This is a genomic window from Streptococcus sp. oral taxon 061 (genome assembly GCF_964211575.1).
In the GTDB taxonomy this organism is placed as follows: Bacteria; Bacillota; Bacilli; order Lactobacillales; family Streptococcaceae; genus Streptococcus.
In genome coordinates this window covers 22,170-44,471 of record NZ_CAXOQQ010000012.1, presented here as the reverse complement: position 1 = coordinate 44,471, position 22,302 = coordinate 22,170, and the positions used below count along the sequence as shown (strand labels likewise).

Genomic DNA, 22,302 nt, shown 5'->3' with positions numbered 1-22,302 from the left:
TTTTGCAAGCATTTTCTTAAGAAATTTAAGCGTAGCAGATTTTTGCATTGATTTCCAAAAAAAGATAGAATATGACTAGAAAACAACTAAAGGAGCTTTCTATGAGAGAATTTGATATTATCGCCATCGGTGGAGGTAGCGGAGGTATTGCTACCATGAATCGTGCTGGCGAACATGGTGCTAAAGCCGCAGTTATTGAGGAAAAGAAATTAGGAGGAACTTGTGTCAATATTGGCTGCGTTCCTAAGAAAATCATGTGGTATGGAGCACAAATTGCCGAGAGTATCCACAAATATGGACCTGACTATGGTTTTACAAGCACTAATAACGAATTTAATTTTGCAACACTTCGTAAGAATCGTGAAGCTTATATTGACCGTGCTCGCTCGTCTTACGATGGAAGCTTCAAGCGCAACGGGGTTGATTTGATTGAAGGACGTGCTGAGTTCGTTGATGCTCATACTGTCAGTGTTAATGGCGAATTGATCCGTGCTAAGCATATTGTGATTGCGACTGGAGCTCATCCTCATATGCCAGCTATTCCTGGCGCTGAACTAGGTGGTAGTTCTGATGATGTCTTTGCCTGGGAAGAGTTACCTGAATCGGTAGCTATTCTAGGTGCTGGTTACATTGCTGTCGAATTGGCTGGCGTACTCCATACCCTTGGTGTACAGACTGATTTATTTGTCCGTCGTGAACGTCCACTTCGTGGATTTGATAGCTATATTGTTGAGAGCTTGGTTCAAGAAATGGAAAATACTGGACTAAACCTCCACACCCATAAGGTTCCGACAAAACTTGAAAAAACCGAAGAAGGCATTCAAATTCATTTTGAAGATGGTAGCACGCATACTGCTAGTCAAGTTATCTGGGCTACAGGTCGTCGTCCAAATGTTGAAGGACTAAATCTGGAAAAAGCAGGCGTTACCCTTAACGAACGTGGTTTCATCCAAGTTGATGAATACCAAAACACCGTCGTTGAAGGTATCTACGCACTTGGAGATGTTACAGGTGAAAAGGAACTAACGCCTGTCGCTATCAAGGCTGGTCGTACCCTATCCGAGAGACTTTTCAACGGTAAAACCAATGCCAAAATGGACTACACTACTATTCCAACTGTAGTTTTTTCACACCCAGCAATCGGAACAGTCGGTCTGACTGAGGAAGAAGCTATCAAAGAGTACGGCCAAGAAAACGTTAAAGTCTATACTTCAAAATTTGCATCCATGTATTCTGCCGTTACTAGTCACCGTCAAGAAGCTCGCTTCAAGCTCGTTACAGCTGGTGCAGACGAAAAGGTAGTTGGACTTCATGGTATCGGCTATGGCGTTGACGAAATGATTCAAGGTTTCGCAGTTGCTATCAAGATGGGAGCTACAAAAGCTGACTTTGATGCTACTGTCGCTATCCACCCAACCGGCTCAGAAGAATTTGTGACCATGCGTTAAAACAAAAGAGAGACCCCTTGGTCTCTTTTTTTTTATCTCAATCGGCCGTTACAAAAAGAGTTAACTATTTTAAAATTAACGGTTGACTTTATCTGACAAGATTATATAATAGTTACTATAAATAAAAAAAGAGGTTAACTATTTTGAAAAAAGCACATATCTATGCCATTCCTGCTATAGGAGCTGCTCTTATTGCAGTATTAGCCCAGATTAGTATTCCCATTGGTCCCGTTCCTTTCACTCTGCAGAATTTTGCTATTGGACTGATAGCAACTGTTTTTAGACCTAGAGAAGCTGTCCTCTCTGTTGGACTTTATCTATTGCTAGGTGCTATCGGTATTCCTGTTTTTGCTAGCGGAGGGGCTGGTTTTCATGTTTTGGTAGGACCAAGTGCTGGTTATCTTTGGTTCGACCTTGTCTATGCGGGACTTACTTCCTATCTCATTCATACAAATAGTGGCGTCTTACGTATTTTCTTTGCAAATCTCTTGGGAGATTCTCTTGTCTTTGTAGGTGGTATTCTCAGCCTCCACTTCTTAGCTGGTATGCCTTTTGATAAAGCAGTCGCAGTTGGTGTTATTCCCTTTATCATTCCTGATCTTGCAAAAATCGTTGCCATCAGTTTTATCGGCCGACCACTACTCCAACGTCTTCGTACACAAGCTTATTTTTCAAACAAATAAAAGAGGCCGGGATTTTCCCTAGCCTCTTTTTAATTCATCTGAGATGAATGTTTATTGATTCTTGAAAGCATCCACCATGACTTGAAACTCTTCGTTTGATAGGGTAATTCCCTTCCCCATCTTGGTGTGGTCGGGACTCCAGCTTCGAATGTCAAACTTTGCTGGTGCACCATTAAAGCTGACACGATTGATTTCTTTGGTCCATCCTTTTTCATTTTCAGATAGAGTAAGCAAGTGTTCTTCAATTTCAAATGTAAATTCTGCCATGTTTTTCTCCTTTTTGTTCTCAATTGATTATTCGAAAAATCTTGTAGATTTCATAAAATTTTTATATAATGATGTAAAGAAGGGAGGCCGGAATGAAAGATTTATTAAAACAGGCTTTGCAAAAGGTCCATGATTTTGTCAATGGACACGAAGATTCCATTCCTGAAAAAAGCGATTCCCTAATTGCTAGACTTGAAGAAGCCCTAGCCAAAAAAAAGGCTGTACATATCATCTTTGCGGAAACGAGTTTTACAGGCGATATTATCAAGTATGATACTGACCGCCAACAAATTATTGTTAAAAATTTCTCCAAAAACGTCAGCCGTATTATTCGAGTGTCGGATATTCGAAGGGTAACTTTCGTTCCCTCGACTATCCAAACGGCCCAAAAAAGAAGATTTAAGAAAGAGTGAGATGCTTTTATCATCTCACTCTTTTTCTATTAACGAATTTGTTCAAAATGAAGGTGAACAGCGATGTGGTCGCCGTAACCACTTCTCTCCAAATCACGTTGCAAACGGTAAGAGATATAGTGTTCTGCAATAGTGATATATCCTGCACCTAGTAAGCGGTGCTCAACCATTGATTGAATCATACTGATAGTCGCACGCTCTACTTTTGCTTCTTCCAAGTCCAAAACAACTTTTTTAGTAACTTGAGCTAGGTTTTGGCGCAAATCGTCCGTCAATACATAGACTGTTTGAGCCGCCTTAAGAATAGCTTGGTAGATTTTATCTGGATCAAAATCAGCGACTTGTCCATCACGTTTAATTACTTGCATAGGTTTCTCCTTTTAATTTAATTGTTATTTTCTTTTATTTCTGCTAACATTTTCTCTTCTTCTGCTGTCAATTCATACTCTTCCAGCAAAACAGGTCTACGTTGGTAAGTTTTCTTAAGGCTCTCATAGAGTCGCCATTGACGGATGTTTTCATGGTGTCCACTCATGAGCACATCCGGAACTAACATACCACGAAAATCGTAAGGCCGTGTGTATTGAGGATATTCCAAGAGACCTGATGAAAAGCTATCATCCTGGTGACTTGCTTCCTTTCCGATAACTTCTGGAATCAAGCGAACCGTCGCATCAATCATGGTCATTGCAGCTAGTTCTCCTCCGGTCAAGACATAATCTCCAAGAGATATCTCATCTGTTACCAAGGTCTTAATCCTCTCATCATAACCTTCGTAGTGACCACAGATAAAGATGAGTTCCTCTTCTTGAGCTAAATCTTCCGCATAAGCCTGGTCAAACTGCTTACCAGCTGGATCCAAGAGAATCACGCGCGGATTCTTTTTTTCAATAGCATCAAAGGCATCAAAAATCGGTTGTGCTCGAAGTAGCATACCTTGGCCACCACCATAAGGTTCGTCATCTACATGACGAGATTTTTCTGCGTAATCTCTAAAATTATGGTATTGGATATCTAAAAGTCCCTTTTCACGAGCTTTCCCAACAATCGAATGTTCTAGCGGTGAAAACATTTCAGGAAAGAGGGTTAAAATATCAATCTTCATCGTCTAACCCTTCTAAGAGTTCTACATCGACACGGTTATTAGGAATATCTACATTAAGGACAACAGGCGGAATATAAGGTAAGAGAAGGTCTCGTTTACCTTTTCGTTTGACTACCCAGACATCATTGGCGCCTGGCTGAAGGATTTCCTTGATAGTTCCAATCAAGTTATCTCCCTCATAGACTTCTAAACCAATTATCTCGTGGTAGTAAAACTCACCCTCATCGAGGTCATTGAGATTCTCCTCAGCAACCTTCAGACTGTAACCCTTGTATTTTTCGATATCATTGATATGGTACATATCTTTAAACTTGATGATATCGAAGTTTTTTTGTTTACGGTGGCTTGCAATGACCACTGTGCGCACAAATTGATCTTTTTCATCAAATAAGGCTAACTCTGCCCCTTTTTTAAAGCGTTCTTCAGCAAAATCTGTCACTGACAAGACTCGCATTTCACCCTGCAAACCTTGCGTATTGACGATTTTCCCAACGTTAAAGTAGTTCATCTTGTCTCCTGTATCTGTTTCTCCCTTTATTTTATCATGTTACAGGGATTTTCACAAGTTGGAGAAAGGGATAACGATTCTTTAATTATGAAGAACATTCATGGATTTTCTTGCAAAAAAAGCGAGACCATGTCCCGCTTTTCTTATTTTTCGTCAATAACGATTCTTACTTTTTTGTCTTCAGTTGGGACAGAGTAGACAATCGTTCTTATCGCAGAAATAGTGCGACCCTTACGACCGATTACACGACCCACATCGCTCTGGTCAAGATCCAAATGATATTCCAAAAATTCTGGTGTATCTTCAATCTTGATAGTTAAGGCATCTGGCTGTGAAATCAAAGGTTTCACAATTGCAATAATGAGATTTTCAATCGTATCCATCTGTCAACCTACTTTAAACTTATTTTGAGAATTTAGAATCGTGGAATTTCTTCAATACGCCTTCTTTTGAAAGGATGTTGCGAACTGTATCTGAAGGTTGAGCTCCATCAGCCAACCATGCCAAAATACGGTCTTCTTTCAAAGTTACTTGGTTTTCTTCAACAAGTGGGTTGTAAGTTCCAACTGTTTCGATGAAACGTCCGTCACGTGGTGAACGTGAATCTGCTACGTTAATACGGTAGAAAGGTTTTTTCTTAGAACCCATACGAGTCAAACGGATTTTTACTGCCATTTTTAATATCTCTTTTCTTTTATTTTTTAGTTCGGTGAAATAGCTAAGCTATTTAGCACATGTTCTATTATAACAGATTTCTGAGAGGTGTCAAGAAAAAAACTTGACAGACTTTGAAATTTTTAAATTTTTTAGACTAATAGGGATAAATTAGAAAGAAAAAATTTATGAATACTACTTTTGATACTGTCTATAAAGACTACCCTGTCAAGCCCTATATCTTTCCTAATCTTGATATGGAAGGCCCTAAACCTGTCCCAAAACGCAAAATGGAACTACTAGAAGACAATCTATTAGCAGATGATATCACCCTCCTATGGAGAGTCCAGTTTGGCACTTTTACAACCGAAACATGATTTTAAAAACTCCCATTCGAATATGTTTCAAAATTCGCTTAAAATCAATGTTTTCCCACTTTTTCAGCAAACAAATTTTCATCTAATTTAAATAGCTTTCAATTAAATGGTGTGAATTTTGCTTAAAATCATCAAAAACCCCCCATGGTGTGAACCATGAAGTGTTGTAAATGCTGTATTGTAGCTAGTTCTTAACGTTTAGAGAGCTACCTAGCTTTACGAGCTTTCTTAAGACCTGGTTTGACACAGTTGGATTTCAGGTACTTTCAGTTTAGCTTTATATCAACCATCATCAAAATCCAACTATTTTCTTATTTTAAAAAATATGAATAAGTTTGATTGAATGAGGGAATTTCTTTAAATTTTTTCTTAGCACCTATAAGTTAATAATACTATTCTTTAAATTATAGTTTATAATTATCTGATGTTTCAATGACCACAAAACAAAGTACAGCGAATCACTTCCTTTAGTCAAACATATAACTGAACAACATTGTTTATCTTCCTGCACTTTCATATTTTTTCAATCCTTTTCTAAAAATTGTACGACTGATAATAATCAAAAAAACTGTAAAAACTATTTGATAGAAAAATAGGTTCAATGTATCTTTCCCTAAAAATATTAATACTGCAGGATTGGCAATTAATAAATTGGGAACAAATAACATAGTGATCAATCTGTTAATACCTGTAAAAATATTATATGGATACTTAGAAATTCCAATATAATTCAAAAATACATCTACTTTTGAAAATTTAGTTGGGAACCAAAATGAACTAATCGTTATTAGAAACCAAATTGAATAATATATAATACAACCACACATTAAAGAAAGGATATAAAATAATATTTTTAATGAATTTAAATGTACATTTAAATTTCCATAACTTATAAAAATGATCGCAAGACCAAAAAAAGTATTCACGAATTGAACTAAATTAAATGATCTAAAAATATAGAACAACTGAGTATCAAACGGCCTCAATAAAATTTGATCCAAGTTACCACTCAAAATATCTGATTCTAAAATTCCCATACTTCTAATTAACAATCCCATCATAACTCCATCTACAATAGTGTAGGAACCTACCAAAAATAAAATTTGATAATAGTCCCAACCATTAAAAGAGTCTATGTTTAAGAAAATCAATCTAAAAAATACAATAGGTAAACCAATCCACAGTATCGACGAAAATAGACCACAAAAGAAGTCAAAATGAAAATTCATATCAGATTTAAAACCAAAATGAAGTAGCCTAAAAATTACTTTTATTCTAAACATTTTATCCTCCCACATTTGAGAAGTGCTCCACTCCTTTTCTCAATATGAATCTTGATATAATATAAAAAATGATGCACCAAATCAATTGAATACAAATAATTCTCAAATAGTCTATTAATTTATATGTATCATTACTAAACATCTGAAGCGGTTCATATACTAAGTATTTAAAAGGTAATACATCTAAAAACAGACGAAAATTATTTGAAAAAAAACTTAAAGGCAATAATATTCCTGATAAAAACTGAATTACTATTTCTTTAACAGTAAGGACAAAAAATATATTTTCTAACCAAAAAGAAAGCATACCTACACAACATGATATTAAAAACCATAGAACCATAGATAGAATAATTGCAATACTTCCTAAAATAAGAATTTCAATGGTTAATAACTCATTCTTGTAATAAACACTGGAGAATAAAATGACAGGAATGATGATAAATAATAAATGAGCAAGCCTATCTCCAAGCATTTTACAAAAATAATACTTATAAAAAGTAACAGGTTTTATTAATATGCTAAAAAAATTTCCTGAATGAACATCGTCATTGATTTCCCAATCAACTGGATAAAAAACAAAATATGAAAAAATTATAGTCCCCAAATAGTATTGAACCATTGAGGTAAAATCATATCCTGCTATATTTATCTGGTTACTCTGATATATATACGTCCATAAAAATACTGATATCATAATTTGTATACTTGCCTGTAACATTAACAATAGTACACTTGATTTATAGTTCAAAATAGATCGAAATGATATCAGAATAATAGACATTTCTTTTTTCAATTGTGCTCCTTTTTTGTAAAATAGTTTTGTAAAATAATTTCTTCTAAAGAAAGATTTGATATTTCAAAATCTTCTATATCTACAAGCTTATTGATTGATTCTAATGTCTCAAAGACAAAATCTCTAGGTATTTTTAGTATACATTCCGATTTTGTTTGAGAAATGACTACTACTCCTTTAACAGAGCATAACTCTGGTACCAAATCTAATGTCATTTTTATCTTTAAATATTTAAAATCAGAAAATTTAGATAAAATAACATCCATTGACTCCTGCAAAATAATTTTTCCTTTGTCAATGACGATTAATTCGTCACAAACAGACGAAATATCATCCATATCATGACTCGTTAAAATAATAGTAGTATGACATTCTTCATTCATTTTCTTTAAAAATGTTCTGATATCTTTTTTAGACTGTATATCTAACCCTATAGTAGGCTCGTCTAAAAATAATATTTCCGGACTTGTTAAAGATGCCGCGATAAACTCCATTTTCATTTTTTGTCCAAGAGAGAGGGTCCGGACCTGCTGGTAAAGCTGATCTTTTACATTCAACAAATTGCTTAATTCCTGAATTCGTTCTTGTAAAATCGCCGGTTCTACCTCATATAAAGTACCAATCAATTGAAAATAATCCATAGCCGAAACATCTTGAAATAACTGTAATTTATTTCCTACTACTATTGAAATTTTTTTTCTAAAATTTATACTTCTTTTAAATGGAATTTCTCCATTCACTTCTAATTTTCCGGAACTAGGATAAAGAGTCCCAGTCAACATTTTAATCGTTGTGGATTTACCAGCTCCATTACTCCCAATAAAGCCAACTATACTCCCTCTCTTAATCGTAAAACTAATATCTTGAACAGCTCGAATCGTTATTTGATTACGTTTCAAAAATCTCTTGATAAATGGGAGTCTTGAATCAAAATTATAAAAATTTTTAGATAAATTCTGAGCATTAATAACTATTTCACTCATATATCTCTCCTTTCGATAAAATATATTTACTTGTACTTTTTCCATACTTTACCAAAATGCTAAAGATTGAGCTAAAATCTTCGGGATGGGGAAAATAATATTTGTCTTTAAAAAGTTTCTCAAAACCTTCAAGGCGATTATTGAAATCATTAAATTTTGTATTGTCTAGCTGGTTGAATGTCTCTTTAATATCCATAAACTTTCTCCGTGATTCTTTATTTCACTTTATAAATAGAAGAGTGTCTATATATTTATAGATCCTCAAGAACTTGCATTTTATCAAGTATAAGTAGAATAGCATGTAAAGGTTTACATATTCATATTATATGATTATTTAAGGAATCCGTCAATTTTCCACATTATTATATGACAAAATGTATTTTTTAAAAATGCAAAAATCTATGAGCAAGATGTTTGACTTCCTTTTTTAAAGTATATATATTTATATTAACCTTAGAAAAGAAAAATGTTTGAACAGATATTCAATAATAATTACTTTTTTTAAAATTAAACAAAGTATAAATTTCTAATTATCTTTTTATATTTTCTTAAATGCTCGTAAAGCCTTATTCTATGTGCTTTCGAGTATTTTTACTGTAGGAAGATACTTCACGTTTCTTTGCATATTTCCTCATGTCTTAGCTGTCAGAAGTGGTAAATAAGTAGTAAATTCATTTGTACTACTAAGCAACAAGACGCTCCTGTTGCTTCTCTTTATTCAAGCGTTTCATTTCTGCCATTGCAGAATCGAATGTTGCATGTGCGTAATAGTTCAGCGTCATGGCTATATTAGCATGTCCCATAATGTACTGTAATGCCTTTGGATTCATTCCTGCATTTGCATAGTTGGTACAGAATGTATGTCGCAAACTATGTGGAGTGATGTGTGGCAATTTATCCTCGTTATACTTATTGTATTTCTTAACAAGACCTTTCATCATGCCGTTGTAATCACTTGCCACTTTTGGATAGTTCTTTCTATTAAGAAAGAGGAAATCACTATATCCATCAATCTCAACACGCTTATCATTCTTTCGATTCGCTAACACTCGCTTAAATGCTTGATAGGCTTCTTCAACCATAGGAACTTGACGTTCGCCACTTTTGGTCTTTGGTGTTTCAATGTAGTACCCAATTTCAGTATCTCTCAATAGCTGATGGTCTATATTGACAAGACGATTCTCAAAATCTAAATCTGGAAGTGTCAAACCACCAAACTCTGAAATACGAAGACCTGTTTTTAAGAGTATCAGAATTTCATCATAATTTTTGCTGTAGGTTTTATCAGCTTTTGCAAAGGCTAACAGTTTTTCTTCCTGTTCTTCTGTTAGTACGGTCTTAGGGACAGTATCATCATCAAGAACTGCTTTCAGTTGAAAGTCAAATGGATTCTTCCGAACACAATCATCTTGTATAGCAATATAGAATGAAGCCTTTAAAGAACGTTTGTAGTTATTGATGGTTTGATAAGCATAACCATTTTCACTCATTCTAATAGCCCATTCTTTAGCGTCTGATGGCTTAATACTGTCAATACTTCTTACACCTAACTTGTCTTTCTTCAAAATATCCATAAGATATTTGCGTCCAGTTTCAGTGTTTTTTCTAACCTTTGGTCTTTGAGCGTTCTGTTTTGCGTAAAGCTGGCAGAGTGTCATTTTCTTTCCTACAACATCAATACCATCATGAATGTCTTTCTGTAACTCTGCGATTTTCTCTCTAAGTGAGATACAATCACGCTTTCCTGCTGGTACTCGGTCTGTAGCCACAAGTTTCCACGAGTAAACAAATTGCGGTTCTCCAAATGAATCTATATATTTGTATAAGTATCTTCCGTCTTTTCGTTGGCTCTCTCCAGTCTTTAAGATTCGACCTTTATTGTCACGTCTTTTTTCTGACATGGCATTTGCTCCTTTCCTTTATGGAAAGAGCCTTGATACGACTTAATACTATTTTATCATATACAAGACCCTTTGGCGACGCTAGATTGCGTCCAATGTATCTATAATTTTTTCAAATTGTTTTCGTTTAATCTGAATACGATTGCCATTCATAATCAGCCAATTTGCATTTTTATTTTCCTCTGCCAAGCGTCGTAGCTTGTTTTCGCCAATACGAAAATATTTTGACGCTTCTTCAATGGTTAGGGTATAACGTTCCCAAATAGGAATGTCAGTCTGCTTCATAAAATCCTCCTTTCCAAATCACTTATTTGGATTTCATAAAAGTTGTTTTACCAGCAATCGAACAGCTTTAGCAAAGCTCACGGGAGTTCCACCCCTGCATGGTTCTCATGTAGCCATACTCATTGCCTGCGACGGTTTTATCACGCTCGGACTATTGACTGTATGGGAGTATCATTATCACGATAAGAATGTCGTTGCAGGCAATCCTGCTAAAGATTGCTTCTCGGATCACTAACATGAATCGCTCGCTATCTTTATAAGATAGGTCATGGCGGTTAGTTCCGTTGGCTCTTTTCTTATCGAAACGTATTCGATTACTTTTATTCAGTTTTCAAAGAACAATGGCTCGTTAGCCTATCAAAACACATTGAAAGCTCAATATGCTTTGGTGGAATAACAAACCTCCCTGTTCGGGAAGCGTGGAATGGTTTAGCACGCTTCCACGAAAGGAGAGAGGATATTACTTAATTTCAAATGACAAAATCTTTGTAATCAGTCTGGTTTCCATTCTTCCACGTAAGACTTCATCAACGACCATACTTTGATTGCCATATTCATCTTTCATAAGTCGTAGGGAACGCTTCGTTATGTACCCTCTGTAATGATGTAGAATCTGGTTAATCGCTTCGGTATCGCCATCTGTTGCCTTTACAATGAGAGGAAAGGGAATCATAGGATATTGTGTTTTCATTCTTCAAATTCCTCCATAAACTTTTTAATTAAGGCTAGTCCACTGGTTCTATGCCGATAGACAGTAGAACGGTTCAATTTCAACAGGTCTGCAATTTCTGAATCGCTCATGTCCATAAAGTAAAACAGCAGTAGAATTTCACGTTTCTTGTCTGGCAACTCACGTAATGCTTCACTCAACAAATCATTTTCAACGCCTACTGATAACCCATTGAGTGTAAAAATCTGAAAGTCAGTTGAATAGTTATCTGTTGTCGCAAACTGGCTAACAAGATAATCGCCAACATCCGAAAAGGACACCTCACGCTTTGCAATCCTTGAAAGATAAAGCATATAATTCTTTCGCTCGTCTTCCATAGCACGTTTACAGATATAGTCAAACTGATTTTCTATTGTGGTCTGAAAAGAAGATGGTTTCATGTTTCTCACCCCCTTTCTGTCTAGGAAAGGAAGTGAGCCTTGCTCGTTTATCTCCTTTCACTCTTAGTCCCAATGTGAAAGGGGGATTTGTTGCATTACTGATAAATAAACTTTGTAAAAAAGTTCTGAATAGCCAAAAAAGCATATAAACAGATTTATTTCTCTGTTTACATGCTTCTGTTATTCTATCTATATGATTTATAAAACCACATTGGTGGACGTACTTATCTATTGCAGATAGACGACTTTTTTTGACAAGAACCCAATGTAAGGAAATTTATTGTATATGATGTACTTCATGGCGACGTTGACCTCCAACAAACCGCCATTTGGAAGTAATATACAATATTTTAACAGCGTAAATAGCACTACCATATAACGGTTTTTTTTATTGGCGTTTAGTAGTGCTTTTTATTAAATATAAACCTATAAACCATATAACACGTTTTTCTATACCTGTTTTTAATTCAGTAGGAACAATAAAATGTATAGAGGTGGTCTACTATGCGTAAAAAAGAAGATAAATATGATTTTAGAGCCTTTGGTTTAGCCATTAAAGAAGCTCGATTGAAACGAGGTTTAACTCGTGAACAAGTGGGAGCATTGATTGAAATTGACCCACGGTACTTAACTAATATTGAAAATAAAGGGCAACACCCCAGCATACAAGTTCTTTATGACCTTGTATCGTTACTTCATGTTTCCGTTGATGAATTTTTCTTACCTGCTAATAACTTGGTAAAAAGCACCCGACGATTACAGATAGAGAAATACATGGATAGCTTTACAGACAAAGAACTATCCTTAATGGAATCTTTAGCCAGCGGTATCAACGAAGCAAGAAACATCGAAGACTAATTAAAAGAATCCATACATAACGGAAAGAGCCGATAAAATGAGATTGTATTAATCTCATTTTATCGGCTCTGCGTCTTTGCGTCTGGCTCTGTAATCACAGTTACTTTGAACTGCTTTATTTCAATTAAATTTTCTTGTCTGCATTTCGGACAATAGAGGGGGAATTTTTTTAATTCAGTATCTTCCCTTATCTTTAATCGTGTTTTATTTCCACATACAGGACACAATATCCACTTGTAGTTTATAATAACTATCTCCTCCTTTACACTTTAATTCAAATCTTTATTAAAAAATATTTCATCTTATTTAACAAGAAACCATATTTATATAACAACATAAAATACACTAAGTTATTTTATTGAACATATATCGTACTTTATCTATCCGACTATTTGGACGACGGGGCTGGCAAACAGGTTCACCGGTAGTAACATGGTACCCTTTTAACTCTGTTAAACAAACACTACGTCCATTTGTAAAGAAAGTTAAATCACTACGATATTCTTGAATACACCGAGCAGGGATTTCTCCACTAAGAATGACCTCATTATTTTTCAATTGAGTGTCTACGATGTTCGCACAATATTTAGGAGCATCGTTGTATGCTCGTGAAAGATATTCCTGTGGCGCATAAATTTTAAAACTAAGATATGGCTCTAACAATTCTGTTCCAGCTTTTTTTAAGACTTGTTCCAATACAATAGGAGCAAGCATCCGAAAATCTGCTGGGGTACTAACAGGGCTATAGTATAAGCCATACTTAAAACAGATTTTACAGTCCGTCACATTCCAACCATACAATCCTTGTTCACAGCCATAGCGTATCCCCTCCATAACTGCATTTTGAAACGATTGATTTAAGTATCCAAGAGAAACCGAGCTCTCATACTGTACTCCGCTCCCTAATGGAAGCTGTGCTACAGATAGACCAATGGAAGCCCAGAAAGGATTCGGTGGAACTTCGATGTGAATGGTATACTCTGCTTTTTTTAACGGTCTTTCCATATAAATGACTGTAGGCTCTTTTATTTCTATCTCCACATGATACTTTTCTTGCAGCAGAGCACAAGTCACTTCCATTTGTACTTTCCCTAAGAAAGAAAGTATGATTTCATGTGTCGCAGAATCCACATAATATCGCAGAAGCGGGTCACTGTCGGAGATTTCTAAAAGTGCATCAAGTAACATTTCCCTTTGTTGAGGTTTGCTCGGTTCAACAGTCGTTTGCAGCAGAGGGAGGGGATTTTCAATTCTCTCTCTCTGTGGCAATAGCTTTGTATCTCCAAGAACACTATTTAACTTCAAAAACTCATTCTGCAAAATAACAATTTCCCCGGAATAAGCCTTATCGATTTTACATAATTCACCATTTATTGAAGTATACATTTCTGTAATTTTTATTTTTTCCTTTTCCGATATTCTAACCGAATCTCGCAAATGCAGTACGCCACTATAAAGACGTATATATGCAAGACGCTGTCTTTTTTCCGAATACTCAATTTTGAAAACTTTTCCGCAAAGTTCAGACTGACCTCGATGTGTTGATGAATAAAATTTATTCGTAATCACTTCTATAAGGTTATCAATCCCTATATTACTTTTTGCACTTCCATGATAAAGAGGGAACAGAGAACAATTCTGAAATCTTATGCTTTCCTCTTGTTCGAGTTCCAATGCTTCTAATGATTTACCGGACATATATTTCTCTAAAAGGTCATCGTTTCCCTCTATTACCGTATCCCATTGTTCAGATTCGGTAAAGTTCGTCACACACATATTAGGATACAGTTCTACCTTCTGTTTGATTACAATTTCGGCAGAAAGTTTCTCTTTAATATCCTGATAAACCGTTGATAAATCAATTCCATTTTGGTCAATCTTATTGATAAAAAAGATTGTGGGAATCCCCATTTTCCTAAGTGCATGAAATAATATACGAGTTTGTGCTTGTACGCCATCTTTTGCAGAAATCAGTAGAATTGCCCCATCTAAAACTGATAATGAACGATATACTTCTGCTAAGAAATCCATATGTCCTGGCGTGTCTATGATGTTCACCTTCGTATTTTCCCACTGAAAAGAGGTTATTCCTGTCTGAATTGTAATTCCTCTCTGACGTTCTAAAAGCGTATTATCCGTCCTCGTTGTACCTTTGTCCACGCTTCCTAATTCTGTAATCGCTCCACTGTTATATAATAAGCTTTCTGTTAAGGTAGTTTTTCCTGCATCAACATGAGCTAAAACTCCAATATTAATAATTTTCATGTGATTTTCCTCCATTCAAAAACCCAAAAGGGCATAAAAATCCCAGTGATAAATACTTTTATCACTGGGATTTTTATGCATAACCATAGGTATACAAAGCATACAGATATTCTCTGGATACTTTAGAATCACATGATAAAGGTATTCTTAAACTGGGTACAAAAAACTAAGCCCTCCTAAAAAAGGACATCTAATTATTTGTTCCCGCTATCAAATTGACAGTTTATTTAAGAATACCTTGCCGCATATTTATTAACTCCTTTTAAATAGTCACTTAAATAATAGCACGAAAGAGCATATTTGTAAAGGAATCTCCAATTTTTTATCAAAAAGAGTACATGATTACAAAGTATCTGTAATCATGTACCAATATTTGTTATTTTACAATCTTCCAATTACTCCCGTTCTTTTCAAGTACCAAATCAAATTGAGATACCTGCGTTGCTTTGGTCTGCTGGTCGATATACTCCACTGTCAGCGATACCGTGACTTGATTATCCTTACGATTGTGAATAGGATTTACCAGTTCTTGAAAGATGTACTCTTTTCCGATTGGTTTTAATATCCCGTCATTCACATAGTAGGAAAGTTCACTGGCTGTCGCTGTAGGATAGAGCTTGAAGAACGTCGTTAAAAACTCATTGATTTCATTGGTTGTAATGGAATCAACCGTCCCCTCACTTTCAATGGCTTTTGGTTTATAACTTGATTTCTTAGGTATGTTGGTAATGGTCGGATTCTTAACCAGTACCATATTTCCAGAACCATCTACATAGACACTCACTATATAAGCAGAGTGGACGGTCTTTGTATTTTCTCCCTCTGTAATGAGCTGGTCTACACTGTAGGTTACATTAAACTCATTGTCGCCAGTTGGCTCTACCGTCCATATCTGAAATCCTCTTACAGAAGACGATACAGGAATATCTTTGCGTACTGTATCAACATTGAGAGCTTGAAGTTCATCTGTCAGATAGCCTTTTAGACTTTCCATTCGATTATCAATGGACTTATCGGATTGCTCCCATGAATAGTAGACTTTCGCAAAGTTCTCTACAAAATTTTCTACATGATGAGTATCAACGTATTCCTTTTCTATGATAGTTGTTTCGTGAATAGTATGAGTATCTATAGCTGTAAAGTGCTTGAATATCGCAAAGCTGAAACTAAGCCCTAAAAGTACCCACAAGGCAATCACAACCTTTTTATGAGGATTGACCTTATAGTAGACACGAGGTTTCTTTTCCTTTGGTATCTGTTTTTCTTTATTCTGATTTTTTCTAAATTTCATCATTAAATCTTCCTTTCTCATTGTTTGATTCGTCCTGCTCCCACTAAATGCTGTTGCCAGTAGGGGCTTGTTAAGTCGGCATAACCGATTGGGTCGCCTGCATGAAACATACGGTTATTGCCAAGGTATATCCCAACATGAGTAATATAAGAGCCAGCGTTATAGGTAGAATGAAAGAAAACCAAATCGCCAGCTTGTGCTTCCGATAGTGGGATATGCTGGGTCACATCATATTGCTGTTGTGCGGTTCGTGGTAAGTTAATTCCAGCTTTTCCATACGTCCATTGTGTCAGTCCGCTACAATCAAAAGAAGTAGTCGGGGAAGCTCCACCGTAAACGTATCGCCAGCCCTCATATTTCAGTGCTTCGTCCATGATGGCTTGTACCGTATCATCATCAAACTCTGTTGTGACAAGATACTGCGTTACCAGTTGCACATAAAACATATTGCCATAGTTGTATCGCCAGCCCCCATTGATAGGTATGGCTATGGGATTGGGGTAAGACACTTTTTCGCCACCTGAATACTCTTTTGAGAAACTTTGAGCCAGTTCAAAGGTATATTTATTTCCACGATTAGCCACATACCCTAAGAAACCACCACCATAATTGTAGGACTGGATAACCGATTCTAAATCTACACTGAGCCTTTCGCTACTGGCTAATAATTCACTGAAATACTTCACACCTTGCTTAATGGATTCTTCTGTACTCAATGAATTAGGTGGAAGACCGAGGGATTCCGAGGACTGCATAACATCTTCCGCAGTACCGCCCGATTCCACCTGTATAATCGCAAGAAGTATGTTGACATATTCTTCAACGCCATATTCTTTGGCATATTTTTCTACCATAGGCTTATGAGCCAGCACTTCTGCGGAAACATTCACACCTCCATAATGAATATTGGAAATTCCGCTGTCCTGTTCATCTGAAAATAAAATGGCAACAAACAGAAGCAGTGAGAAGACCATCAAGAATAATCCAGAACCACCAATCACTAAAGTTTTCAACTTCATGGTTTCTTACCGACTTTCTTAATGGTGGCGGTTTTGATTGGTGGTCTACTTCTTGTATTTTGTAGTGGTACTCTTTGAACAGTAGACGGACGTTCTTTTGTGATTGGACGTTGTGAAGTTCTATCTGCTGTAGTGGTTGAAGTTGCTGGCTTTTGAACGGTTTTTTCTTGAACGGTATTGCCTTGGCGTTCCACTTTTGGACTTGAAAAATCGGACTTAACTGCTGGACGCTCTTGTTTGGCTTGTTGAGATTCCTTATATGAAGTCTGAATATTAGACTGTTTTGAGGTCTGTTCATCATGATATTGTTCTTGTCTTGTAGTCGGTCTTTCATGAACAGAAGAAGCAGGCTGTTTTTTCTGTTTGACCTGTTCCATTTCAGAGCGACGCTTCGCAATGGTTTTTCGCCTTTGTTCCTGCTGTTCCTTGCGTCCACTGGCTCTGTCCGCTTTGGTTTGAGAAATACTACTGGTTAAATCACGGACATTCTCTTTTACTTTGGATTTTCCTTGATATACTGCATATCTTGCATTGGTCGGCAAATCTTTAACCTGTTCTTTCAAACCACTAGCAGTGTCTACCATTCTGTCTTTGGTATCAGCTACTGTACCGATGGTTTGACCGATACGTTTTCCAAGTGTTGATTTTTCCTTTCCGTCTGGTCGGGAGTGATCTGCTTGTGTCCTTGCAGAACTCCCCGAACCCGACTGTCCTTTTTTACCTGTAACAATGGCAGACCCAGCCCCTAGAGTAGTCATGGAACGTCCAAGTTTCCGCTGTAGACGGTGCATGTGAGCGTGCATAAGCATACGAGGTTTTCTCATCACACGACTTCCCACACTTTGAGAATCGTTACTCTGTAGAGAAAACATACTCATTAAATCGCCCAGCTTGAAGTAGATTCCTGCAAAGGTCACAATCTGTAGAAAAGCAATCAAAAAGAACGGATAACCAGCCGATAAGGTATAGAGCATGGTTGAAATACTAAATGCTGTCGTAATAATCAATGTGATTCCAGCTCGTGTCAAAATGGTATTAAAGAGCTTTGTTATGGCTCGTTTTGACATACCATCAAATGATGGAATCATGCTTAAAATAAAGCTCACAGGCAGAAACATAGCATAGATGATAAAAAGTACCTGCGAGAAAATCATGATTCCTGTTAATAGGAATACAAATATGGAAATCCCAATATTGAAGACAAATAGGAAGAAGACTGTACCTAAACGGTTAATGGTCTTTGTAATGGTTAGATTGGTATTGCTTCTGTCTTCAATTTCTTCCGCAACAATTTTTTCTCTGTCTTCGCCATTGTTGGAATCTGGGCTGGTGGAGAGCAGGCTTTCCACACGGTCAATACCGATACTTTCAATGTCTGAACTGTTGTATTGAAGCAGTAGCCACGGTTGCTGAACCTGTATGGAAAACAGGCTATCTCTGATTAAGTCCACGCTGTCCTTGCCTTGACTATCGGAATGGGGCATGACAATCTTCGTGCCAAGTGATAAACTGGCATTACTGATGTCTGATGAAAAGTCATTGATTTTTTTAATGTAGTCGGGAGCGTAGGCAATAAAGGAAGCCGATAGGATAAACACCAGCACAAAATTCATAATGGCATGAATTGCCTTTGTGGTTTCTCTCTTTATCAGTCCCGTATAGGCAACATAAACCCCAAGAACCAAAATCAAGAGTAAGAGGAATCCAACATAGAAACCCTCTGTTGAAAATCCGTTTGCACTCACACCAGCTAAGGTCTGCATATTCTTACCAATGGAATCTGCTGTAGCGGAAATGAAGTCTAAGGAATAGGCTTCCTGTACTAAGTAACCTGTCGCATTGGAAACATACAAACTGATTGTCCAAATAAAATTGGTAATGGCATATAGTCCATACATGACCTGTTTTCCAATCCCGTCCGACCAGTTCCACGGAAGCCAGCCCCAGCTATTATCCACATAAAAATCCAGTTGATAGTTTTCAAGTGGGTATCGGCTGTATTCATTTGCCACATTGACCGTATCATCTACCAAGCCCGCAGCTTGAACCACCGTTCCCAGCATGGCTAAAAGAAAAATGGCAATCACAAGTGTGAAAGCCACTGTCATTGCCACTTTACCTAGACGTTTCAGCGTCCAGTTTGATTTTATTCTGTTTACTATTGATGGTTTCACATTTACACCTCTTTTCGCACAGGTGGTCTGGTATCAAAGGCATGGAGCAGTTCTTCAAATACAGGGTGGAACTGTATCACACCGACACGACCATATAAATCACTGATAAGGCATTGCCCGTTTTCCAAATCACGCAATCGCTTCTGATTGTTTTCGTCCTCTGGGTCTACACCAAAAAAGGCTAAGGTCTTTTTAATCTCGTTAAGGTCAGTGGAACGAAATGCAAATTTTAAGCCGAGGTTATTTTTCAGTTTTTCATCTAAGAGGTCGTCTGTATTTTGGGTCACGAAATATACCCCAGCGTTCATAGCACGACCAGCCCGAACCAGCTTCATAGATAGTGTTTTTCCTTGTGCTACCTGTAAAAAGCTCCATGCTTCGTCTAAATCTACAATCTTGAAAATGCTTCGGTCTGTATGGATAAAGTCTAAAGCAAAGGTACTAATGACAATCAGCATAGCAACGGATAAAAGCTCCATAGTGGTATATTCCTCAAAGGAAGTTTCCTTGTCGGGAAGTACCAAGTCCGCAACCTGTATAATGTTCAGTTGTTTTTCTAAGCTGATAGACTGCTCCACATAACCATTACTGAATAATAAATGTGCAAAGTCATAGTCTGTAAAACTTTCGATATGGTCGGCTATACTGGTACTTAGTGGCGTATTCTCAACCCGTAATTCCTCAATCACTTTCATCAACCCTCGTACTTCACTATTGGTTACTGCACGAATGGCTTTTCTAAGGATTGGGAAGCGTTCCCCATCACGAGAGGAAATCCCCGTAAGGAATGTCAGAATATCAATAGCCAGTGATTCAGAATCTTTGGGATTTTTCATAATCACATAAGGGTCAAGTAAGCCTTTGTTTTTCTCATCAGAAGTCAGAGTGACGATATTGATTTCATGGGAAATCTCTGGCAAGGTTTCTTTCCATCTGCCACGTTCTGCTTTTGGGTCTACAATCACTGCTTGTGCCCCATAAAGCACCGCATAATAGACGATAAGGTTATTCGCAAAGGATTTACCACCACCCAGCGAACCAACAAAAGCCGACGCTAACGCATTGGTTACTGAACCCTTAACCCCTTGACTGGCAAGAGCAGGTTTCAGATAGACATTGCGTCCAGTATCTAAGCTGTAGCCAACATAAATCCCCTCATTTTCCCCCAGCATTTGAGTAGCACCAAAACCTAAACCAGCGAGGAAATCAGAGGTCACGTATTGAATATAATCATTCATATAACGCTTGCTGGCAGGTAAAAATTCTTCATGTAAGCCGAGCATATCCCCAAATGGTCGTACCAGTTTTACGCTTAAATCGTCATAAAAATCTTTCACTTCATTACAACGACGTTTGAGTTCGTCAAGATCATTTGCTGATACCCTTACCACATAAGACAGCTTGTACATAGATTCCTTGCTTTGGTCTAAATTGGTTTCCAGCTCATTCACACTTTCCAGAGCTTCCGCCACATTGGAGCTGGTTTCATTATCACTTTGCCAAGCGTGGTTATCCAAGTCTTTCAGTTCTTTCTTTTTATTGCGGACAGTAGATATGGCTTTACGATTCGCTACAATTTCCACATTCATTGACGTATCAATCGGGAATGTAAATTGCTGTTGCTGGTAGTAGAAGATTTCAGAGGACGGGAAGTCCAGTTCTCCGACAATGCTGTTAATGGTAAAGTAAGCTACATAGACGGTTTCATCTTCCTGCTGGATTTTCAAATATCGCTGTTTTTCTTCCACCAAACAGCGAGTAGGCTTAATCAAGTCATAGTATTTAATCAGCGTTTCATTATCCAGCTTTTTCTTTGATAGATGGTACTCATACTCTTCATAGGCAGTGCCTGTCTGTCCGTAAAGGTGTTCAATCAGATAGCCGAAGTCGTCCTTATCTAACCTGCGGATTTTGAAACGACGAGAGATTTTATTTTCTAAGAGCTTTTCCATCTTCTGAAAACGCAGGATTTCATCATTACTCATACTAACAAAATCGCCCATCAGCTTATGGTTCACATCATAGACAAAATCAGACAAAGCATTTTTTGCTTCAACGGTAAGACTTTTCATAGAAAACTCCTGATCGTTGAGAAGCAACTTAAAGCCGATAAAGAAACGGTAGTTCACTTGATTTTCGCCAATCATGGATATTAAAGCGTCTGTCTGTTGGTCGATTTTGTCATAGGCAACCGCTTTGAGCTTGCCAGTGACTTCATTTTTGGAACGCTCTTGTGCAGAACGTATGCTGGATTCTGTACTGATTTGTAAAGCATGAATTTTGCCATCACGATTTTGTGCGATAAGCTGTCTGAAAGAATCATGCACTTGTATTTTCTGTTCTGGACTTAGAAATGAGTAATTGTAAGGAACAAGCTCATAGTAAGCATAACATTCCCCGTCTTTATTCCAGACGAGATTGTTTTCAATGTATTTAATTGGATATGCCATAAAATTCACTCCTAACTGCTGTAATGGCTTCTTGTGGCTGGTTTCTGCCAAGCGTTACTTTTTTTCCTGCATAGGTCAGCTTTGGTCGCAGTGCATAAGCAATGACAGACTTCAAAAATCCATAAGGCTTTTTACCATCAAAAGTTTTTGTAGACATAAACCATGTGAAAGCCACAGGAATCCCAAAGTATTTGAGAAATGCTCCCTCTATCATGGAAAGAGGGGGCAAGTTGCCAAGTATCATCACTGCAAAGAGTGACACGACAAACCATGTCATTTGCGTAAAGGTTATGGGAAACGGAAGTCTAAAATCATTGATAGAATACAGTACCTTTTCCACAGACCAGATACTGGTATAGCTTCGTATTTTCTTCATGTAATCAATCCTTTCATAAAAAATAGGGGTAGCTGATTGAGCCACCCCGTAAAATA

27 protein-coding genes and 1 pseudogene are annotated in these 22,302 nt (G+C 37.0%); 6 read left to right on the top strand and 22 right to left on the bottom strand.

The window, feature by feature from the left end:
• The first annotated feature begins 101 nt into the window (after window positions 1–101).
• Both gor and AB8E63_RS08425 read left to right on the top strand, forming a co-directional pair.
• Window positions 102–1,448, top strand: a complete 1,347-nt coding sequence (gene gor, locus AB8E63_RS08430; protein ID WP_368910808.1) for a glutathione-disulfide reductase — start codon at window positions 102–104, stop codon at window positions 1,446–1,448.
• 143 nt (window positions 1,449–1,591) lie between these two features.
• A complete protein-coding gene (locus AB8E63_RS08425; RefSeq protein WP_368910806.1) occupies window positions 1,592–2,131 on the top strand; it encodes a biotin transporter BioY in 540 nt (179 codons plus the stop codon).
• Between the two features lie 51 nt (window positions 2,132–2,182).
• Here the strand turns inward: AB8E63_RS08425 and AB8E63_RS08420 are convergent, their stop codons facing one another.
• Window positions 2,183–2,398: a YdbC family protein gene (locus tag AB8E63_RS08420; protein ID WP_006145796.1), complete on the bottom strand. Its 216-nt coding sequence runs from the start codon at window positions 2,396–2,398 to the stop codon at window positions 2,183–2,185.
• 92 nt (window positions 2,399–2,490) lie between these two features.
• On the opposite strand from AB8E63_RS08420, the gene AB8E63_RS08415 reads away from it, so the two are divergent.
• The gene (locus tag AB8E63_RS08415) at window positions 2,491–2,811 is read left to right on the top strand and encodes a hypothetical protein (protein WP_247913442.1); all 321 of its coding nucleotides are present in this window, start codon (window positions 2,491–2,493) and stop codon (window positions 2,809–2,811) included.
• A gap of 29 nt (window positions 2,812–2,840) precedes the next feature.
• On the opposite strand, the gene AB8E63_RS08410 is transcribed toward AB8E63_RS08415, so the two are convergent.
• The 5 genes from AB8E63_RS08410 to rpsP form a co-directional block, all read right to left on the bottom strand.
• The gene (locus tag AB8E63_RS08410) at window positions 2,841–3,179 is read right to left on the bottom strand and encodes an ATP cone domain-containing protein (protein ID WP_004253071.1); all 339 of its coding nucleotides are present in this window, start codon (window positions 3,177–3,179) and stop codon (window positions 2,841–2,843) included.
• A 17-nt stretch (window positions 3,180–3,196) separates the two neighbouring features.
• Entirely contained in the window at window positions 3,197–3,916 is a 720-nt protein-coding gene (trmD, locus tag AB8E63_RS08405; protein WP_368910803.1) for a tRNA (guanosine(37)-N1)-methyltransferase TrmD, read from the bottom strand.
• On the bottom strand, window positions 3,906–4,424 hold the full coding sequence (gene rimM / locus AB8E63_RS08400; RefSeq protein WP_368910802.1) for a ribosome maturation factor RimM: 519 nt from the start codon (window positions 4,422–4,424) through the stop codon (window positions 3,906–3,908). Before rimM ends, trmD begins: the two co-directional genes overlap by 11 nt.
• Before the next feature lie 143 nt (window positions 4,425–4,567).
• Entirely contained in the window at window positions 4,568–4,807 is a 240-nt protein-coding gene (kphA, locus tag AB8E63_RS08395; protein ID WP_000379617.1) for an RNA-binding protein KphA, read from the bottom strand.
• Between the two features lie 19 nt (window positions 4,808–4,826).
• Entirely contained in the window at window positions 4,827–5,099 is a 273-nt protein-coding gene (gene rpsP / locus AB8E63_RS08390; protein ID WP_004253064.1) for a 30S ribosomal protein S16, read from the bottom strand.
• A gap of 167 nt (window positions 5,100–5,266) precedes the next feature.
• Between rpsP and AB8E63_RS08385 the strand changes: the two genes are divergently transcribed.
• Entirely contained in the window at window positions 5,267–5,455 is a 189-nt protein-coding gene (locus AB8E63_RS08385) for a hypothetical protein (protein WP_049532388.1), read from the top strand.
• A gap of 497 nt (window positions 5,456–5,952) precedes the next feature.
• On the opposite strand, the gene AB8E63_RS08380 is transcribed toward AB8E63_RS08385, so the two are convergent.
• The 6 genes from AB8E63_RS08380 to AB8E63_RS08355 form a co-directional block, all read right to left on the bottom strand.
• Entirely contained in the window at window positions 5,953–6,738 is a 786-nt protein-coding gene (locus AB8E63_RS08380) for an ABC transporter permease (protein ID WP_003013947.1), read from the bottom strand.
• 1 nt (window position 6,739) lies between these two features.
• A complete protein-coding gene (locus AB8E63_RS08375; protein WP_003013825.1) occupies window positions 6,740–7,534 on the bottom strand; it encodes an ABC-2 family transporter protein in 795 nt (264 codons plus the stop codon).
• On the bottom strand, window positions 7,531–8,517 hold the full coding sequence (locus AB8E63_RS08370; RefSeq protein WP_003010129.1) for an ATP-binding cassette domain-containing protein: 987 nt from the start codon (window positions 8,515–8,517) through the stop codon (window positions 7,531–7,533). The genes AB8E63_RS08375 and AB8E63_RS08370 overlap by 4 nt, the downstream gene beginning before the upstream one ends.
• The gene (locus AB8E63_RS08365; protein ID WP_368910801.1) at window positions 8,510–8,713 is read right to left on the bottom strand and encodes a gamma-polyglutamic acid synthetase; all 204 of its coding nucleotides are present in this window, start codon (window positions 8,711–8,713) and stop codon (window positions 8,510–8,512) included. Before AB8E63_RS08365 ends, AB8E63_RS08370 begins: the two co-directional genes overlap by 8 nt.
• Window positions 8,714–9,200: 487 nt before the next feature.
• Entirely contained in the window at window positions 9,201–10,418 is a 1,218-nt protein-coding gene (locus AB8E63_RS08360; protein WP_001291561.1) for a tyrosine-type recombinase/integrase, read from the bottom strand.
• A gap of 81 nt (window positions 10,419–10,499) precedes the next feature.
• Entirely contained in the window at window positions 10,500–10,703 is a 204-nt protein-coding gene (locus AB8E63_RS08355) for an excisionase (RefSeq protein WP_000814511.1), read from the bottom strand.
• Here AB8E63_RS08355 and AB8E63_RS08350 point away from each other — a divergent pair.
• Entirely contained in the window at window positions 10,687–10,938 is a 252-nt protein-coding gene (locus AB8E63_RS08350; RefSeq protein WP_001845478.1) for a hypothetical protein, read from the top strand. The two genes, AB8E63_RS08355 and AB8E63_RS08350, sit on opposite strands and share 17 nt — an antisense overlap.
• A gap of 225 nt (window positions 10,939–11,163) precedes the next feature.
• Here AB8E63_RS08350 and AB8E63_RS08345 read toward each other — a convergent pair whose 3' ends face one another.
• Entirely contained in the window at window positions 11,164–11,394 is a 231-nt protein-coding gene (locus AB8E63_RS08345; RefSeq protein WP_000857133.1) for a helix-turn-helix domain-containing protein, read from the bottom strand.
• Entirely contained in the window at window positions 11,391–11,813 is a 423-nt protein-coding gene (locus AB8E63_RS08340; RefSeq protein WP_000804885.1) for a sigma-70 family RNA polymerase sigma factor, read from the bottom strand. Before AB8E63_RS08340 ends, AB8E63_RS08345 begins: the two co-directional genes overlap by 4 nt.
• Window positions 11,814–12,317: 504 nt before the next feature.
• On the opposite strand from AB8E63_RS08340, the gene AB8E63_RS08335 reads away from it, so the two are divergent.
• A complete protein-coding gene (locus tag AB8E63_RS08335; protein WP_001227347.1) occupies window positions 12,318–12,671 on the top strand; it encodes a helix-turn-helix transcriptional regulator in 354 nt (117 codons plus the stop codon).
• A 59-nt stretch (window positions 12,672–12,730) separates the two neighbouring features.
• Here the strand turns inward: AB8E63_RS08335 and AB8E63_RS08330 are convergent, their stop codons facing one another.
• From AB8E63_RS08330 to AB8E63_RS08295, 8 genes and pseudogenes are all read right to left on the bottom strand, one after another.
• Window positions 12,731–12,898, bottom strand: a complete 168-nt coding sequence (locus tag AB8E63_RS08330; RefSeq protein WP_000336323.1) for a cysteine-rich KTR domain-containing protein — start codon at window positions 12,896–12,898, stop codon at window positions 12,731–12,733.
• A gap of 118 nt (window positions 12,899–13,016) precedes the next feature.
• Window positions 13,017–14,936, bottom strand: coding sequence for a tetracycline resistance ribosomal protection protein Tet(M) (gene tet(M), locus AB8E63_RS08325; protein WP_000691741.1), 1,920 nt, complete (start codon window positions 14,934–14,936; stop codon window positions 13,017–13,019).
• Between the two features lie 15 nt (window positions 14,937–14,951).
• Window positions 14,952–14,999, bottom strand: a pseudogene (locus tag AB8E63_RS08320) (hypothetical protein); the annotation flags it as partial.
• 313 nt (window positions 15,000–15,312) lie between these two features.
• On the bottom strand, window positions 15,313–16,248 hold the full coding sequence (locus tag AB8E63_RS08315; protein WP_001863540.1) for a conjugal transfer protein: 936 nt from the start codon (window positions 16,246–16,248) through the stop codon (window positions 15,313–15,315).
• Window positions 16,245–17,246, bottom strand: a complete 1,002-nt coding sequence (locus AB8E63_RS08310; RefSeq protein ID WP_000769868.1) for a lysozyme family protein — start codon at window positions 17,244–17,246, stop codon at window positions 16,245–16,247. The genes AB8E63_RS08315 and AB8E63_RS08310 overlap by 4 nt, the downstream gene beginning before the upstream one ends.
• On the bottom strand, window positions 17,243–19,420 hold the full coding sequence (locus tag AB8E63_RS08305; RefSeq protein ID WP_000804748.1) for a CD3337/EF1877 family mobilome membrane protein: 2,178 nt from the start codon (window positions 19,418–19,420) through the stop codon (window positions 17,243–17,245). The genes AB8E63_RS08310 and AB8E63_RS08305 overlap by 4 nt, the downstream gene beginning before the upstream one ends.
• Window positions 19,421–19,422: 2 nt before the next feature.
• Entirely contained in the window at window positions 19,423–21,870 is a 2,448-nt protein-coding gene (locus tag AB8E63_RS08300) for an ATP-binding protein (RefSeq protein ID WP_154854735.1), read from the bottom strand.
• The gene (locus tag AB8E63_RS08295; protein WP_000723888.1) at window positions 21,854–22,246 is read right to left on the bottom strand and encodes a conjugal transfer protein; all 393 of its coding nucleotides are present in this window, start codon (window positions 22,244–22,246) and stop codon (window positions 21,854–21,856) included. The genes AB8E63_RS08300 and AB8E63_RS08295 overlap by 17 nt, the downstream gene beginning before the upstream one ends.
• Window positions 22,247–22,302 lie beyond the last annotated feature (56 nt).